This window comes from Azotobacter salinestris (genome assembly GCF_009363155.1).
Taxonomy (GTDB): domain Bacteria; phylum Pseudomonadota; class Gammaproteobacteria; order Pseudomonadales; family Pseudomonadaceae; genus Azotobacter; species Azotobacter salinestris.
The window spans coordinates 344,083-359,026 of the sequence record NZ_CP045302.1; the positions used below are offsets into that span (position 1 = coordinate 344,083).

Annotated in this window: 13 protein-coding genes and 2 pseudogenes; 7 read left to right on the plus strand and 8 right to left on the minus strand. The window is 66.4% G+C overall.

The annotated features are described in order from the left end of the window. Positions 1-171 precede the first annotated feature (171 nt). Positions 172-996, plus strand: coding sequence for an FAD/NAD(P)-binding protein (locus tag GCU53_RS01720; RefSeq protein WP_152386083.1), 825 nt, complete (start codon positions 172-174; stop codon positions 994-996). 17 nt (positions 997-1,013) lie between these two features. On the opposite strand, the gene GCU53_RS01725 is transcribed toward GCU53_RS01720, so the two are convergent. Then, positions 1,014-1,499 (minus strand): BCAM0308 family protein, encoded by a 486-nt coding sequence (locus GCU53_RS01725; RefSeq protein WP_152386084.1) that lies wholly within the window; start codon positions 1,497-1,499, stop codon positions 1,014-1,016. Positions 1,500-1,615: 116 nt separating this feature from the next. Here GCU53_RS01725 and GCU53_RS01730 point away from each other — a divergent pair, with 116 nt between their 5' ends. Both GCU53_RS01730 and GCU53_RS01735 read left to right on the plus strand, forming a co-directional pair. After that, a complete protein-coding gene (locus GCU53_RS01730; RefSeq protein ID WP_152386085.1) occupies positions 1,616-2,296 on the plus strand; it encodes a phosphoribosyltransferase in 681 nt (226 codons plus the stop codon). Between the two features lie 23 nt (positions 2,297-2,319). Then, positions 2,320-2,952 (plus strand): dienelactone hydrolase family protein, encoded by a 633-nt coding sequence (locus GCU53_RS01735; protein ID WP_152389754.1) that lies wholly within the window; start codon positions 2,320-2,322, stop codon positions 2,950-2,952. A 19-nt stretch (positions 2,953-2,971) separates the two neighbouring features. Here the strand turns inward: GCU53_RS01735 and GCU53_RS01740 are convergent, their stop codons facing one another. Together GCU53_RS01740 and GCU53_RS01745 are read right to left on the minus strand one after the other, a co-directional pair. Further along, entirely contained in the window at positions 2,972-3,532 is a 561-nt protein-coding gene (locus GCU53_RS01740) for a phosphoribosyltransferase family protein (protein WP_152386086.1), read from the minus strand. Positions 3,533-3,771: 239 nt separating this feature from the next. Continuing rightward, positions 3,772-4,743 (minus strand): site-specific integrase, encoded by a 972-nt coding sequence (locus tag GCU53_RS01745; RefSeq protein WP_152386087.1) that lies wholly within the window; start codon positions 4,741-4,743, stop codon positions 3,772-3,774. Between the two features lie 175 nt (positions 4,744-4,918). On the opposite strand from GCU53_RS01745, the gene GCU53_RS01750 reads away from it, so the two are divergent. After that, a complete protein-coding gene (locus GCU53_RS01750; RefSeq protein ID WP_152386088.1) occupies positions 4,919-5,953 on the plus strand; it encodes a DNA-binding protein in 1,035 nt (344 codons plus the stop codon). Positions 5,954-5,962: 9 nt separating this feature from the next. Here GCU53_RS01750 and GCU53_RS01755 read toward each other — a convergent pair whose 3' ends face one another. Together GCU53_RS01755 and GCU53_RS26450 are read right to left on the minus strand one after the other, a co-directional pair. Beyond that, entirely contained in the window at positions 5,963-6,433 is a 471-nt protein-coding gene (locus tag GCU53_RS01755) for a nitroreductase family protein (protein ID WP_244307007.1), read from the minus strand. Between the two features lie 35 nt (positions 6,434-6,468). Continuing rightward, positions 6,469-6,606, minus strand: a pseudogene (locus GCU53_RS26450) (nitroreductase family protein); the annotation flags it as partial. Between the two features lie 53 nt (positions 6,607-6,659). Here GCU53_RS26450 and GCU53_RS01760 point away from each other — a divergent pair. From GCU53_RS01760 to GCU53_RS01770, 3 genes and pseudogenes are all read left to right on the plus strand, one after another. Next, positions 6,660-7,520: pseudogene (locus GCU53_RS01760) on the plus strand (acetyl-CoA C-acyltransferase); the annotation flags it as partial. A gap of 61 nt (positions 7,521-7,581) precedes the next feature. Continuing rightward, complete coding sequence (locus GCU53_RS01765; protein ID WP_152386090.1) at positions 7,582-8,763, plus strand: acyl-CoA dehydrogenase; 1,182 nt, start codon at positions 7,582-7,584, stop codon at positions 8,761-8,763. 128 nt (positions 8,764-8,891) lie between these two features. Next, positions 8,892-10,178: a tyrosine-type recombinase/integrase gene (locus GCU53_RS01770; protein WP_152386091.1), complete on the plus strand. Its 1,287-nt coding sequence runs from the start codon at positions 8,892-8,894 to the stop codon at positions 10,176-10,178. Here the strand turns inward: GCU53_RS01770 and GCU53_RS01775 are convergent, their stop codons facing one another. The 3 genes from GCU53_RS01775 to GCU53_RS01785 all read right to left on the minus strand — a co-directional run bounded on the left by GCU53_RS01775 (position 10,179) and on the right by GCU53_RS01785 (position 14,811). Next, positions 10,179-11,792 (minus strand): FMN-binding glutamate synthase family protein, encoded by a 1,614-nt coding sequence (locus tag GCU53_RS01775; RefSeq protein ID WP_152386092.1) that lies wholly within the window; start codon positions 11,790-11,792, stop codon positions 10,179-10,181. Between the two features lie 23 nt (positions 11,793-11,815). Then, entirely contained in the window at positions 11,816-12,913 is a 1,098-nt protein-coding gene (locus tag GCU53_RS01780; protein ID WP_152385966.1) for an IS630 family transposase, read from the minus strand. Between the two features lie 74 nt (positions 12,914-12,987). Further along, complete coding sequence (locus GCU53_RS01785) at positions 12,988-14,811, minus strand: monovalent cation:proton antiporter-2 (CPA2) family protein (RefSeq protein ID WP_152386093.1); 1,824 nt, start codon at positions 14,809-14,811, stop codon at positions 12,988-12,990. Positions 14,812-14,944 lie beyond the last annotated feature (133 nt).

The following is a 14,944-nucleotide window of genomic DNA, read 5'->3' on the forward strand; positions in this document are numbered from 1 at the left end:
AGCACATGTCCGGCCGAATTCTATTGCCTGCCCGGGGCAGGCGACGAAATGCCGGACAGTGCATTGCACGGAAAGGATAGTATTCTCTCGCCATACCCGCGCCTGCGACGATGGCTGCGGCGCTTCCTCCCGTCGTGTGCATCAGCCCTTAATGCAGAGGATTGAATCATCATGGTCAGCCTGGTTCCTCGGCCCATGCAGTTGCTCGAGTTCCACGACGAAGGCGAAGGGGTACGGCATTTCAGCTTCGCGCTCCAGTCGCCGCGGCCCGGCGACCAGGCTGTCATGCCCGGCCAGTTCTTCATGCTGACGGTGCCGGGGGCGGGGGAAGCACCCTTCAGTTATGTCCGTCCGCCGGACTGGCAGGGGCGCTTCTCGGCATTGGTCCGCCGGGAGGGCCTGGTGAGCGCAGCCCTGTTCGGGCTGGAGCCGGGGGCGCGGCTGGGCTATCGCGGTGCCTTCGGCACCGGCTGGCCGGAGCTGTCGGGCGCCCGCCGAGTGCTGGTGGTCGCCGGCGGCAGCGGCCTGGCGGCGCTGGCCGGCTTGATCGAGGCGCTGATCCGCGGCGGCCACCAGGATGCCCTGACGCTCGTCTACGGAGCGCGCAGTCCGGGCCATCAGGTGCTGGCCCGGGAGCGGGCGCACTGGCGGGAGGCGCTGGAACTCATCGAAACCCTGGAGCGGCAGGCGGACGGCCGTGTCGGTTGCAACCCGCTGGGGCCGCTGCGGGCCAGGCTCGCCAGCCAGGTTCCGGACGCCGTGCTCTGCTGCGGGCCTGAGCCGCTGATGCAGAACGTCGCCGAACTCTGCCTGACGCACGGCGTGCCGCCAACGGGGATCTGGCTGTCCATCGAGCGGCGTCTGGACTGCGGTATTGGCGACTGCGGACGTTGCCATGTCGGGCGCAGCCCGGTCTGCCAGGAAGGGCCGGTCTATCGCTACGACCGCTATCTCGACCGGCTCGCCGAGGAGCAGGATGCGCGCCGGTCCTGCTGAGCCGGCGCGTCAGTTCTTCAGTTGCGTTCCCAACGGACTCTCAGCGCGGTCCGGTCGTCGCTGTAGGTGTAGTCGACATGGCCCTTGAAGGCCGCCTCCAGCGCATGGCCCAGCCGGTTGGCCAGGTGTATGCCGGTGGTTGTCACCACCAGGCCTTCGGGCTCGTCGGTGATGGTCATCAGCCGTTCGAGGGGATGCTCCCGCTTTTCCAGTGACTCGGTGTTGTGCAGCAGGTTGCAGATCTCGTCGGTGTGGTCCTTGACGAAGCGACCGGCCAGGGTCAGGTTGCCGGCCGGGGCCTTGTCGGCGATACGCCGGCAGGCCGGGCAGAGGCTCCTTTCGGCATGTTCGGCGTCGTTCAGTCCCTCCCAGGACCAGCGGTTCGCGCCCGCCTGATAGGAAACCCCGCATTCCGGGCAAAGCGCGTCGCCCCGGGCCTGCCAGTGCCTGAGGTAGGGGTCGTGAACGTCCTGCTGGTACAGTTGGTCGTGACGCGTGTCCATGACAGCACCTCGCTGCATCGGGAGTTCGGCTATCCGTCGCGATTTCCGTCCATCCGTCCATGACGCGGATTTATTGGGCCAGACTCAAAGCATAGAAGTGCAGCGGAGCCGTGCAAATGAACCTGACTATTCCCTTTCCAGACCGGGTCTATGCCGGCCGGGCCCTGGCCGAGCAACTGGTCGCGGAAGGTTCGTGGGACGATGCTCTGGTGCTGGCCCTGCCGCGTGGCGGCGTGCCGGTGGCCTACGAGGTGGCCAGCCGCCTGGGACTGGAGCTGGACATCATGGTGGTGCGCAAGCTGGGCCTGCCGGGCCATCAGGAGCTGGCGATGGGCGCCATCGCCAGTGGCGGCGTGCGAGTGATGAACGAGGAGGTCGTTCACTACGCCCATGTGCCGCCGGCTACCGTCGACGTCGTCGCCGAGCGGGAGATCCAGGAGCTGCAGCGCCGCGAGCGCGTCTATCGCGGGGAGCGGCCGCTGCCATCGGTGCGCGAGCGGCCGGTGATCCTGATCGACGACGGCCTGGCGACCGGTGCCACCATGCGCGCCGCCATCGAGGCGGTGAAACTGCTGGGGGCGGAGAAGGTGATAGTTGCCGTGCCTGTCGGCGCGCCGGAAACGGTTGCCCAGCTACGCCGGCAGGCAGATCGGGTAATCTGCCTGTATACGCCGCAGGATCTCGTTGCGATCGGTTATTGGTACCGCGACTTCAGCCAGACCTCCGATCGCGAAGTGCAGGAGTTGCTGCGACAGGCATGGTCAGATCAAGAGAACGATGGAGAAAGACAAGCATGAAGAGTCCTGTTGTGCCGCATCCGATGCGTTTCCCCATGGGCAAGGTCAGGCTGCATGGCGACCTGATTGCTCCGGAGGATGCGCAGGGGCTTGTGGTGTTCGTGCATGGCAGCGGCAGCAGCCGGCACAGTCCGCGCAATCGCAGCGTCGCGCGCTTCTTCAATGGCCTGGGAATGGCCACCCTGCTGTTCGACCTGCTCACCGACGAGGAACAGCCGATCGACGAGATCACCCGGCAGTTCCGCTTCGACATCTCGCTGCTCGGCGAACGGCTGAGCGGGGTGGTCGACCAGTTGCGCGCCAACGCCGACCTGCGTGACTTGAAAATCGGCCTGTTCGGCGCCAGCACCGGTGCCGCGGCCGCATTGATCGCCGCAGCGGCACGTCCGGCCGATATTGCCGCGGTGGTTTCCCGGGGCGGGCGCGTCGATCTGGCGGGCGACGTCCTGGGCAAGGTGCATGCGCCCTCGCTGTTCATCGTCGGCGAACTGGACAGCGAAGTCCTCGCGCTGAACCGCCAGGCGGCCGAGCGTCTGCAATGCCCGCATGAACTGGCGGTGGTGTCGGGCGCCACCCACCTGTTCGAGGAGCCGGGGACGCTGGAGGAGGTGGAGCGGCTGGCCGGCCAGTGGTTCCTCCAGCATCTGGCGAGTTGAGCGGGGCGGCTGGCGCACCTCAGCCGCGCCGGCGCAGTTCGATGCAGAATTCCGCCTCGTAGGGCGGTACGTGACAATCGATGATGTCCCCCGGAGCGATCTGCAGGCGAACCCCGCAGACGTCGGCATGCACCGGCTGGCGGCTCACGCAGCGGTCCACCAGCACCGCTGTACGTATCTCGTCGGCGCCCAGCCGGCTCAGGTAGGCACAGCTGCGCAGCAGTGAGTGGCCGCCATAGCGCACGTCGTCGACCAGCAGCAGCGGGGTGCCGGCCAGCTCCAGGCCGGCCAGGGTCGGGTTTTCCTCCAGCAGGGTTTCGCGGTGCAGCACGCTCAGGTCGTCCGCATAGCGCTTGACCCGCAGGGGAGTGACCGGCAGTTCGGTCAGTCCCAACAGAGGCTGCAGCCGGTCGGCGAGCATCCGGGCGAGCGGTTCACCACGCCGTAACAGCCCCACCACCCGAAGCGGCCGTCCCGACTGGAACAGCTGCGCGGCCTGCTGCGCCATGTGCTGCAGCACCGGTTCCAGTTCGGCAGCGGTATAGAGGCACAGCCGTTGCTCGTGCTCGATGTCGCTCATTGCAGTCCCCCGTGCTGCCATCTCTCTGAAACCATAGCCGATCGTCCTCGGTCGGCGTCGCCTGAGGTGGATGCCCGTCAATCCCTCAAGACAAGAAATGGACGTGCCAGGCAGGCAGCCTTTGGGCAGAGTCTTGGCCTGCTTGCAGCAGCTTATTACTGAAATCGGAAATGCAGAATGAGGAAAACTTCACCCAATCCACTTCCGTATATCAAACCTTGTAATCAAGGAAACACCGGTCAAAGCGGATCGGAAAGCTTCGGCAGGGAACAGGAATCGCTCTCCAGAAGCGGCCTGGCAGCCAGGCCGCCGAAGGACAGGGTAGGGTCGATGTAGCGCATGGCCGATTTCACATCCTTCCAGCCGACGTAGCCCATCAGGCTCTTGAGGTCCCAGCCATTGGCGGCGGCCCAGGTGGCGAAGCCGCGGCGCAGCGAGTGGCTGCTGTACGACTCGGCCGGCACTCCGGCGCGCTCCAGGATCTGCCGCAGCAGGGCGATGAGGCTGTTGGGGTTGAGACCGTCGGCGCCGAGGTTGCCCCAGCGGTCCAGCCGGCGGAACACCGGCCCCTGGGTCAGGCCGGCCAGCTCGATCCAGTCCAGATAGGCCTGCACTGGACACAGCCGCTTCAGCGCCGGGGCGCGGCAGGTGGTGCCGAGAAAGTCGCGGTCGCCCTTGCTGCGCGGCAGATGGATCTCCATGCCGACGCCGGCCACCGCCTGGATGCGCTCGACCTCCAGACGGCACAGCTCGTCGCTGCGAAAGCCGCGCCAGAAACCGAGCAGCAGCAAGGCAGCGTCGCGCCGATAGCGCAGCAGGGTGGCGCTGTCGTTCCGGGCGGAGGCCTCGTTGGCTTCGGCAGCGAGCCAATCGACGGCCTGTTGGAGATGCTGCAGTGGCAAGGGCGCGGCCTGTTTTTCCCGCGCCGGATGCAGGGCCCGAATGCCCTTGAGCACCTGGCGCACCACCGGCGCCTTGGTCGGGTCGGGAAAGCCCTGGGAGATGTGCCACTGGGCCAGAGCGGCGAGGCGCAGCTTCAGTGTGTTGAACGACAGCTTGTCGGCGTGGGCGACCAGATAGCGCGCCACGCTGTCGCCGGTCGCCGGCAAAAAGCCGCCCCAGCTCACCTCGAAGTGCTCGATGGCTGCCTGGTAGCTGCGCCGGGTGTTCTCCCGGGTGCCGGCCTGCAGGTAGCGCTCGATCTCGCTCATCGCCCATCTCCAGTACGAAAAGCGCCATTCTCGCAGCTGCCTGCGTGGCTGTCAGCGGATAACCCTTAATTATCAAGTCTCAGGAATTGCCATTTTCCATATCCATCCTGGTACAAATTAGTATGTAATTACATATTATGTAAAACAGTATTAAATCTCGGGAGAGCAGGGACCCATGGCACGTGGCGGCATCAACAAGGCACTGGTCATGCGGGCACGGCAGGCGCTGCTGGCCCGCGGCGAACATCCCGGCATCGACGCGATACGCGTCGAGCTGGGCAATACCGGCTCCAAGACCACCATCCATCGCTACCTGAAGGAGCTGGAGGAAAGCGAAGCCGGGCAGGCGAGCAGGAGCGCCAACACTTTGAGCGACGAACTGGCCGCACTGATCGCGCCGCTGGCCGCGCGCCTGCAGGACGAGGCCGAGGAAACCGTCGCGCGGATGCGCCAGCAGTGCGACGCCGAGCGAGCGGATTTCGAGGCGCGCCTGGTCCAGGCGCAGGAGCAAATCGGCCAGTTACAGGGGCAGGTCGACAGCCTTTCAGGCCAACTGCAGGCCGAGACGGAGCGTCATCAGCAAAGCCGCGAGCAGCTGCAGCAGGCCGAAGTCGAGCAGGTGCGCCTGCGCCAAGCCAACCAGGATCAGGCTGCACACCTGAAGGATCGCGACGAGCAGGTGCGCTCGCTGGAAGAGAAGCACCGGCACAGCCGCGAGGCGCTGGAGCACTACCGCCAAGCCAGCAAGGAGCAGCGCGAGCAGGAGCAGCGCCGCCACGAAGCCCAGCTGCAACAGGTGCAGATGGAGCTGCGCCAGTTGCAGCAGACGCTGATCCTCAAGCAGGACGAGGTGACCCAGCTGAACCGTGCCAACGAGCGCCTGGCCAGCGAGAATGCCTATAGAGCGAAGGAGCTGGAGGAACGGCGCGACCGGCTGGAGCGGCAGGCCGGTGAGCTGGCCGCGCTGCAGGGGCAGTTGAGCCAGTCCCATGCCGCCAGAGAGGTTTTGCAGGAGCGCCTGGGTCTGCTGCAGGCGGAAACGGGCGAGCTGAAGGCCACTCTCGACACGCAGCGCCAGGAGGCGCAGGCGCTGCACATCGGCCTGGCGGCGGCCAACACGGAGCTGCAGTTGCTGCGCCAAGCCGTGGCGAACGCGCAGGAGAGGGCGCCCGAGCCAGAGGCGTCACCGGAGCGGCAGGAGGAGTCCTGAGCGCAGACGTCAGCACACCCGTTCCGCTGCTGTGTCGAAGCCATGGAAACTGGCGAATTCCTCGACCGGCTGCCGCTCGGTCAGCAGGCAGTTTTCCGGGGCCTGGGTGTCCTCGCACAACGGCAGGTGCCGGCGCACGACGGCATGGAAAGGGGCGAAGGCGGCCTGGGCGCAGCTGTGCAGCCCCTGGCCGCGGGCGGTGACGAGGATGTTCTGGATGAACATGCCGAGGTCCATGTAGCTGCCGGTGTTCAGGCGGCGGTCGAGGGTCACCAGCAGGCCGACCGGCGCATCGAAGAACGAGTAGTTGCGCAGCATCTGCTGCTCGCGCCGCTGCAGGTCCCTGCGGTCGATGCCCAGGGCTTCGTAGAGGGCGAAGCCGTTCTGCCGGCGGCGATCCAGGTAGGGCTCGACCCATTGGCTGGGGTAATACTCGTACTCGGGCCGATGCTGCTCGCCGCCTGCAGAACGTCCCGGCACAGCGCCTGTAGCGGTTCGCCGGCGACCGCATGGACGCGCCAGGGCTGGATGTTGTTGCCGCTGGGCGCGCGCGAGGCCACCTGCAGGAGGTGGCGGATCACCTCCTGCGCGACCGGGGTGGACAGAAAGCGGCGCACCGAGCGGCGCGATTGGATGGCTTCATCGACATGCATGCCGATTCTCCTTTTTGGACAGATGCTGTGGCGGGCGACTCGGTTCACCAGAACTTCAGAACGTGAGCCGCGCGCCCTTCGTGCTGGCCAAGAGCGAAAGCCCCTTCGCCCGCGAGCTCCGCGCTTTCGACAGCACCATCGGCGCGCGCTTTCCCAATCCGCGGGTGGAGGCCGAGTTCGGCGCCGACTCCATGCCGGAAACCGCCGACAACGTGGCCCGCATCCTGGGCATCGACCGCGCGGCGGCCGACCGCTACGCCGAGCGCAGCCAGCGGCTGTACGCCGCGGCCGCCGAGGCCGGTTTCTACGCGGACGAGATCCTGCCCATCGAGGTCGCTCAAGGACGCCGCCAGCCGCCGAAAGTCGTGGCGAGCGACGAGCACCCGCGCCCGGACACCAGCCTGGAGTCGCTGTCGCGGCTGCCGGCGCTGTTCGCCGGGGGCGTGGTCAGCGCCGGCAACGCCTCCGGGGTGAACGACGGCGCTGCGGCCCTGCTGCTCGGTTCGCGGGCGATCGGCGTGCGCTACGGCCGCAAGCCGCGGGCGCGCATTCTCGCCGGCGCCATCGCCGGGGTGGAGCCGCGGCTGATGGGCCTCGGCCCGGTGCCGGCGATCCGCAAGGTGCTGAAGCGCACCGGGCTGAGCCTGATCGACATGGACACGATCGAGATCAACGAGGCCTTCGCCGCCCAGGTGCTGGGCTGCGCCCGCGAACTGGGCCTGGCCTGCGACGAGCCGCGGCTCAACCCCAACGGCGGCGCCATCGCCATCGGCCACCCGCTGGGCGCTTCCGGTGCGCGTCTGGTGCTGACTGCGCTGCGCCAGCTCGAACGCACCGGCGGGCGCCATGCGCTGGTCAGCCTGTGCATCGGCCTGGGGCAGGGGATCGCCTGCATCGTCGAACGGCTGGACTGATCCCGGTTTCGCCCGGACACTGAATTCACTCGCGACAGAACAACAAGACAGGAATACCGACATGGCCAACCACGCAAGCTTCAACTGGGCAGATCCGTTGCTGCTCGACCAGCAACTGAGCGACGAGGAACGCATGGTGCAGGACAGCGCCCGCAAGTTCGCCGCCGAGCGGCTGGCCCCGCGGGTGCTGGAAGCCTTCCGCCGTGAGCACACCGACCCGGCGATCTTCCGCGAGATGGGCGAGACCGGCCTGCTCGGCGCGACCCTTCCGGCCGAATACGGCGGCAGCGGCCTGAACTACGTGTGCTACGGGCTGATCGCCCGCGAGGTCGAGCGCATCGACTCCGGCTACCGTTCGATGCTCAGCGTGCAGTCCTCGCTGGTGATGCTGCCGATCTTCGAGTTCGGCACCGAGGCGCAGAGGCAGAAGTACCTGCCGAAGCTGGCCAGCGGCGAGTGGATCGGCTGCTTCGGCCTGACCGAGCCCGATCACGGCTCCGACCCGGGCTCGATGGCCTGTCGGGCGAAGAAGGTCGACGGCGGCTACCGGCTGACCGGCAGCAAGATGTGGATCACCAACAGCCCGATCGCCGATGTGTTCGTGGTCTGGGCCAAGGACGAGGCCGGCGACATTCGCGGCTTCGTGCTGGAGAAGGGCTGGGCCGGGCTGTCCGCCCCGGCGATCCACGGCAAGGTCGGGCTGCGCGCCTCGATCACCGGCGAGATCGTCATGGACGAGGTGTTCGTTCCCGAGGAGAACGCCTTCCCCGAGGTGCGCGGCCTCAAGGGGCCCTTCACCTGCCTGAACTCGGCGCGCTACGGCATCGCCTGGGGTGCCCTGGGCGCCGCCGAGGCCTGCTGGCACACCGCGCGGCAGTACGTGCTCGACCGCAAGCAGTTCGGCCGCCCGCTGGCCGCCAACCAACTGATCCAGAAGAAGCTGGCCGACATGCAGACCGAGATCGCCCTGGGCCTGCAGGGCTGCCTGCGCCTGGGACGAATGAAGGACGAGGGCACCGCGGCGGTGGAAATCACCTCGATCATGAAGCGCAACAGCTGCGGCAAGGCGCTGGACATCGCCCGCCTGGCCCGCGACATGCTGGGCGGCAACGGCATCAGCGACGAGTTCGGCATCGCGCGGCACCTGGTCAACCTGGAGGTGGTGAACACCTACGAGGGTACCCATGACATCCATGCGCTGATCCTCGGCAGGGCGCAGACCGGCATCCAGGCGTTCTTCTGAGCGGGTAGGGGCAAGAGCCCGGCTTCGAGCCGGGCTTTCGCACGTATCGGGGGCAGGAAGTATTCCGATTATGCCTATAATCGGAATATGTACCCTGACATCCAGCCACCCGACAGATCCCTTGCCCGATGACCGAACTCATTCCCCAGCCGCTGTTCGACACCTATGCGCGCTTCCTGGCGCTGTCTCCAAGCAGCCTGGTGTTCGAAAACCGCTTCGTCGTGCGTTTTCTGAACAGGCTCGAACCGGAGCTTCCGGCCAAGAACGATTACCTGCACACCCGGGACTTCCTGCGCTCCTACGCCGGCTGGGAAACCACCTACAAGGCCTACCGCATCCAGGTGGAGCGGCTGTTGCTGTGGTGCTGGCTGAAGAAGGGGAGTTCGGTGCTGAAGCTGACGCGCGAGGACGCCGAGGCCTTCCTCGGCTTCTGCCGCGAACCGGACATGGAGTGGGTCGGCCAGGCGGTGCGGCGGCGCTTCATCGCCGGCGAGGAGCCCGGCGAGCTGGTGCTCAATCCGCAATGGCGTCCCTACGAGAGCCTCGGCAGCAAGGCGGCGCGCAAGCTCGCCGACGAGACCGGCATGCCGCGCCAGGCGCCGGAGCATTACAAGGTCACGGCGAGTTCGCTGAAGCAGGCCTTCACCATCTGCTGTTCCTTCTACGACTTCCTGGTCGGGCAGAATACGCTGCTCGACAACCCGTTCCGCGCCATCGAGGAGCCGGGCCGCTTCTTCGAGAAGCGCGCGCCCTCGATCGAGGGCAAGGTGCTCAACCCGCTGCAGTGGGCGTTCGTCATCGAGACCGCGGAGTGGATGGCCCATCAGGATGCGGAGCGCCACGAGCGCACGCTGTTCGTGGTCGTCGTGCTGTTCTCCCTGTACCTGCGCATCTCCGAGCTGGCCGGTCGGCCCGACTGGCATCCGACTATGCAGGCCTTCCAGCAGGACGAAGGCGGCGCCTGGTGGTACGTGACCGTCGGCAAGGGCGGCAAGGAGCGGCGGATCTCGGTCGGCAGCGAGCTGCTCGGCTACCTCAAGCGCTACCGCATGTCGCGCAACCTGACGCCGCTGCCGCAGCCCGGCGAGAACGTGCCGCTGCTGCTGAAGCTGGACGGTCGCGGCGGGCTGACCGACCGGCAGATCCGCAACATCGTGCAGAAGTGCTTCGACACCGCGGTCAAGCGCATGCAGGCCGAGGGCCGCGGCGAGCGGGAAATCGCCAGCCTGCGCGCCGCCAGCACCTACTGGCTGCGCCACACCAGTGCCAGCTACGACGCGCCGCACCGGCCGCTCAGGCAATTGCAGGTCGATCTGGGCCACGCCAAGGCCAGCACCACTCATGACATCTACTACAACAGCGTCGCACCGGAGCGCACGCCCACGGGGCGCCCGCGCCGGCTGAAGCGCCGCTGATCAGAAGCGCGCCGCCTCGAAGCTGTCGGCGCGCGCCATCCGCCACATGCGCGCGTAGAACTCGCTGTCGATGCGGTCGCCGAGCAGTTCGCCCGGCTTGAGGAAGGCGTGCAGCTGGGCGTACTGGCGGATTTCGCTCTCCGACAGGCGCCGCAGCAGGTGGCGGGGCTCCAGTTGCGCAGGATGTTCGAGGCCGGCGGCGGCGACGATCTCGGCCAGGGCCTTGAGCGTGTTGCGGTGGAAGTTGCGCACCCGTTCGGCCTTGTCCGGCACCACCAGGGCGCGTTGGCGCAGCGGGTCCTGGGTGGCCACGCCGGTCGGGCAGCGGTTGGTGTGGCAGCTCTGCGACTGGATGCAGCCGATGGCGAACATGAAGCCGCGCGCCGAGTTGGCCCAGTCGGCGCCGATGGCCAGCACGCTGGCGATGTCGAAGGCGCTGATGATCTTGCCGCTGACCCCGAGGCGGATGCTGTCGCGCAGGCCGGCGCCGACCAGGGTGTTGTGGACGAACAGCAGGCCCTCGCGCAGGGGCACACCCATGTGGTCGGAGAACTCCAGAGGGGCGGCGCCGGTGCCGCCTTCCTTGCCGTCGACGACGATGAAGTCGGGCAGGATGCCGGTTTCCAGCATGGCCTTGACGATGCCCATGAACTCCCAAGGATGGCCGAGGCAGAACTTGAAGCCGACCGGCTTGCCGCCGGACAGCTCGCGCAGCCGGGCGACGAAGCCGAGCAGCTCCAGCGGCGTGGAGAAGGCGCTGTGGCGGGCCGGGGAGACGCAATCGCGGTCCATGCTCACGCCGCGGGTGGCGGCGATCTCCGCGGTGATCTTGTTCATCGGCAGGATGCCGCCGTGTCCGGGTTTGGCGCCCTGGCTCAGCTTGATCTCGATCATCTTCACCTGATCGTTCTGCGCCTGGCTGGCGAAGCGCTCGGGATCGAAGCGGCCGTCCTCGGTACGGCAGCCGAAGTAGCCGCTGCCGATTTCCCAGATCAGGTCGCCGCCGTGTTCGCGGTGATAGGGGCTGATGCTGCCTTCGCCGGTGTCGTGGGCGAAGCCGCCGAGCCTGGCGCCCTGGTTAAGGGCACGGATGGCATTGGCACTGAGCGAGCCGAAGCTCATCGCCGAGATGTTGAAGATCGAGGCGGAATAGGGCTTGGCACACTGCGGACCGCCGATCTGGATGCGCAAATCCTCGGGCTTGCCGAGCTCGGCCGGGCGCATCGAGTGCGTGATGAACTCGAAGCCGTTCTGGTAGACGTCGTGCAGGGTGCCGAAGGCCTTGTCGGCGCTCTGGTTCTTGGCGCGCGCGTAGACCAGCATGCGCTGGGCCCGGGAGAAGGGCAGGCACTCGTCGTCGGTTTCCAGCAGGTACTGGCGGATCTCCGGGCGGATGTACTCGATCAGGTAGCGGATGTTGCCCAGCACCGGGTAGTTGCGCCGCACCGCGTGCTGCGTCTGCCGCAGGTCGTTGACGCCCACGAGGCTGAGCAGCCCGGCGATCAGGGTCAGCGGCCAGAGTCCGGGCGAGCCGGGGAGGAGGGGCAGGGTGACGACGGTGAGCAGTATGCAGGCGACAAAGAAGGCGTAGCGACTGAACAGGGTGACACTCATTCGAGGATTCCTAGTGTGGTGAATCACAAGTTCGCTTCATTATTTCTTTGCAAGGCTCGAGCAGCCCTGCCGACAGAGGCCAGGATTTCACCTGCTCCCTTACGCCAGCGGAAGGGCCTTGGATTCTGGTTGTAAGTCGCCAGGTAATACTCGATGGACTGCTCGAGATCCTTCACGCTGGTATGGGCCTGGCGCCTTATCCACTTCTGGGTGAGCATCGAGAAAAAGCGCTCCACCAGATTCAGCCATGACGCGGACGTCGGGGTGAAATGCACGTGATAACGCGGGTGCGCGACAAGCCAGGCGCGCACCTTGTCGGTCTTGTGCACGGCATAGTTATCCATGATCAGGTGGATGGCCTTGTCGCTCTCGACCGTTTCCTCGATGGCCCTGAGAAACTCCAGGAATTCTGCGCTGCGGTGACGGCGCTTGAGACGTCCGATCACCTCGCCGGTGGCCACATCCAGGGCGGCAAACAAGGACGTCGTGCCATGGCGCTGATAATCATGGGTACGGGTCGCCGGATACCCAGGCTCCAGCGGCAGCCCCGGCTGTGTTCGATTGAGCGCCTGGATCTGGCTTTTCTCATCGACGCACAGTACCAGCGCCTTATCCGGCGGATTCAGGTAGAGCCCTACGATATCCTGCACTTTGTCGACAAAGGCGGGATCGGTGGACAGCTTGAAGGTGTGCTCCAGGTGAGGCTTGAGCCCGAAGGCTCGCCAGATACGCTGTACGCTCGCCGGTGAAATATGGGTGGCCTTGCTCATCCGGCGCGAGCTCCAATGACTGGCATCGTCGGGCCGGGTCTGCCGCACCCGGTCGACCACTTCCTGGACCTTTTCATCGCTGATGCTGCGTGGGCGGCCTGAGCGCGGCTCGTCATTGAGGCCTTGCAGGCCCAAACGGGCGAAGCGAAGGCGCCACCTCGAAACGGTTTGCGCCGTAATGCCGAGCCGTCGAGCAATGGAAGAGCCGGACTCGCCTCGAGCGCAGGACAGAATGATCTCGGCGCGCAGCTGCATATCGGCAGGCCCCTTGTGCCTGGCTCGGCGGCGGGTGAGTTCGGCATGCTCGTGTTCGGTCAGTTCGATCCGAACGGCTGGGCGGCCTGTTTTCATCGCATGCCCTCCGAAAAAACTCTGTCAGCTCCGCGGTAGACAAGTCTTATCCTGAGTAGTTGTGATTCACCACACTAGAGCGGATCGGAGTATTTCGGGGGAGTAACGGGTTCTTCCAGAACGTCCCGGGCGAACAGGCTTTCGAGATCGTCGAAGTAGGCGTGGGTGGTCCTGAGGCTGGCGGCCTCGTCGCTGACCACCTTGTGCAGCTCCTGCAGCATTTGCTCGTCGTGGCGGCGGAAGCGCTCGATGCGCGCACTGGCCTGCTGTTCGCTCAGGCCCAGCCCGAGCAGCACCTGGCGGCCCATCTCCAGGCTGGAGAAGAAGGTCTCGCGCACCGGGCCGGCATCCAGGTCCAGCAGGGTATGCAGCTGCTCCCAGTCCAGGGCGCGGGTGATCACCTTCATGTGCGGATAGCGCTGGCGGACCAGGCGGGCCGTCTGGATGTTCGCCTGGCCGTCGTCGGTGGCGATGACGAAGAACTGCGCATGCTCGGCCTTGGCGGCGTGCAGGATCTCCAGGCGCAGGGGATTGCCGTAGTAGATCGGCAGGTCGCTGACCTTGCGGTGGAATTCCACCGCCTCGACCGCCGTGTCGAAGCCCACGAAGGGTACGCGCTGGGCGTGCAGGAGGCGGGCGACGACCTGGCCGACCCGCCCCATGCCCATGATGATCACTCGCGGTTCGTGGTCGATGTACGGGGCCTCGTGGGACTGTACAGCCGGTTGGCGGACCGATCCGGAAAGCCGCGAGAGCAGCACGACGACCAGCGGAGTAATGGCCATCGACAGGGTGATGGTCAGCACCAGCAGATCGTGGAGTCTCTCGTCGAACAGCCCGTGGTTGCGGGCGATGGAAAAGATCACGAAGGCAAATTCGCCGCCGCCGGCGAGCACCACGCCCAGGCGCAGCGCGGAGTCGGGCTGCAGATGCCCGGTATGCCGCCCGACGAAGGCGATCAGGGGCAGCTTGAGCAGGATCAGCAGCAGGGCCAGGCCGAGCACCGTCCAGACCGACTCGACCAGCAGGTCGAGGTTCATGTTCATGCCGACGCCGAGGAAGAACAGCCCGAGCAGCATGCCCTTGAAGGGCTCGATCTTCGCTTCCAGGGCATGGCGGTACTCGGACTCGGCCAGCAGCACGCCGGCCAGGAAGGCGCCGAGGGCCATGGACACGCCGATCCACTCCATCAGCAGGGCGCTGCCCATCACCACCAGCAGGGCGGTGGCGGTAAGGATGTCCTGCATGTCACCCTTGGCCACCATGCGGAACAGCGGGCGCAGCAGGTAGCGGCCGCCGATGACCAGGCCGCCCACGCAGGCGACCACCTTGAACAGCTCGACCAGCGGGTCTTCGCCGCTGTCCGGCCGGCTGACGCCGCTGAGCAGCGGAACCATCGCCATCAGCGGAATGGCGGCGATGTCCTGGAACAGCAGCATCGAGAACGCCAGGCGCCCGTGGGGCATGTGCAACTCGCGGCGCTCGGCGAGCAGCTGCAGGACGAAGGCGGTGGACGACAGCGCCAGGCCGAGGCCGAGGACGAGGGCGCTGGTCCAGTGCTGCTGGAAGAAGGCCATGGCCACGCCGCCGATGGCCGCGCCGCACAACAACACCTGTGCCAGGCCGGCGCCGAACACCGCATGGCGCATCAGCCAGAGTCGCTTCGGCGACAGCTCCAGGCCGATGATGAACATCAGCATCACCACGCCCAGCTCGGAGATCCGCATGATGCTGCCGGGCCGATCGATCAGGCCCAGTACGCCGGGACCGATCAGCACGCCGCCGATCAGATAGCCGAGCACGGCACCCAGCTGCATGCGCTTGGCGAGCGGCACGAGCAGGACCATGGCAATCAGGCAGACCACGCTGGCCTGTAACAGGCGCGACTCATGTTCCACTGCGAAATACCTCTATGAGCAGGCCTTGGAGAGAATGGAGCGGCACGACGCGACCGGGCGCCGGACTCGTTCCGGGAAAGTTGCACAATTGTGCCTATGGCGTGGCTTTTTGACAGCTGACCCTGGTCATCGC